Source organism: Albidovulum sp. (assembly GCF_049646345.1).
In the GTDB taxonomy this organism is placed as follows: domain Bacteria; phylum Pseudomonadota; class Alphaproteobacteria; order Rhodobacterales; family Rhodobacteraceae; genus Albidovulum.
The window spans coordinates 1-1506 of the sequence record NZ_JBARVQ010000347.1 but is presented as its reverse complement, the minus strand read 5'-3'; the positions used below and the strand labels follow the sequence as shown (position 1 = coordinate 1506).

General features: G+C 62.2%; 2 protein-coding genes. Both read right to left on the bottom strand.

Annotated features, from left to right (window positions below; translation table 11 throughout):
• The coding region (locus WBB85_RS08660; RefSeq protein WP_432638222.1) for a GGDEF domain-containing protein at positions 1 to 713 on the bottom strand (713 nt) is incomplete at its 3' end.
• 155 nt (positions 714 to 868) lie between these two features.
• Positions 869 to 1506, bottom strand: a 638-nt coding sequence (ttcA, locus tag WBB85_RS08655) for a tRNA 2-thiocytidine(32) synthetase TtcA (RefSeq protein WP_432638221.1), incomplete at its 5' end; no start/stop codon positions are given.

Here is a 1506-nt window from a genome sequence, read left to right as displayed (position 1 = left end):
GTGATCTGGCCGTTTGCCAGGGCTTCTGCGGCCTCTTTCGCCAGGCCGGCGCGGGTTATTGCGCGGCGGTTGATTTCGGGCGTGAAGGCGCGGATCGATCCCGCTCCGTTCGCCTGTGCCGCATCGGCTGCAGTTTCGGCCCCGACGAGCACATCCTGCCCTGATCTTGCATTCGCCCGAGCAAGGCTGCAGAAACCGATGGAAGCGGTCGCGTAAACCCGGGTTCCATCGACGGAGAACGGTTCGGCCAGCGCGGCCTGAAGCCGTGCCGACAGCTGGATGAGCGTTTCCAGGTCAAGGCGGGGGACCGGAGCAAGGGCGACGCCGAAGCTCGCCTCACCCAGCCAGACGACGAGATCGCCGTCGCGAAGTGCGGATTTGAGCCGTTCACCCGTCTGGCGCAGGATCTTGTCGGTCGCGGAAGGTCCAAACTGGCGCAGGAGGGACTGGAAATCGTCAAGCCTGATTGCAAGTGCTGCCGATGACTTGCCCGTATCCCGTTCGGATTGCAGGGCCGCATCAAGGCGTTTGACTGCGGCTTTGCGCAGTTTCAGGCCGGTGATTCCGTCGTAGTCATCGGGCCAAGAGGTTCCGGTGCCGGAAAACAGCCCCGCCGCGGCGAAGATCGCAGGCATCAAGAGCGCCATGTAGAGCAACAGGCCTTCGCCACCGAACCAATATCCGCCCAGCATCAGCGCCGGAAGAAAGGCCATGACATGCGGCCCCAGAAGCACCGACCTGAGCGCCCCCCGGAATCGATTGATCGCTGTTCCCACACCTTTTGGCATCCGCAGTCACCCCTGATTGCATTGGGCAGACGACCTGCCCGGATCAACGGCAAGGTAGGGGTGAGGCTGTCGAGGTGAGGTTAACCGAGGTCGGGAAGTTGCGGCGCATTTTCATCAAATGTCGCTTCGTTTCGGGTCAGCCCGACGAAATCGAATAGCTTGGGATCCAGAAGATGCGAAGGCCGCGCGTTCATGAGGGCGCGGAACATCACCTGCCTGCGGCCGGGGCTGTTCTTTTCCCAGCCATCGAGGATCTGTTTGACCTGCTGGCGCTGCAATCCGTCCTGACTGCCGCAAAGATCGCAGGGAATGATCGGGTAGTTCATGGCCTGGGCGAACTTTTCGCAATCGGCCTCGGCGACATGGGCAAGCGGGCGGTAGACGAAGAGATCGCCATCCTCGTTCAAGAGCTTGGGCGGCATCGTCGCCAGCCGGCCACCGTGAAAGAGGTTCATGAAGAAGGTTTCAAGGATGTCGTCGCGGTGATGGCCGAGGACCACGGCAGAGCAGCCTTCCTCACGCGCGATGCGGTAGAGATTGCCGCGGCGCAGGCGCGAACAGAGGGCGCAATAGGTTCGGCCCTTTGGCACCTTGTCGACGACGATGGAATAGGTGTCCTGGTATTCGATCCGGTGCGGGACGCCCATGCGTTGCAGAAACTCGGGCAGCACGGTTGCGGGAAACCCCGGCTGGCCCTGATCGAGGTTGCAGGCCAACA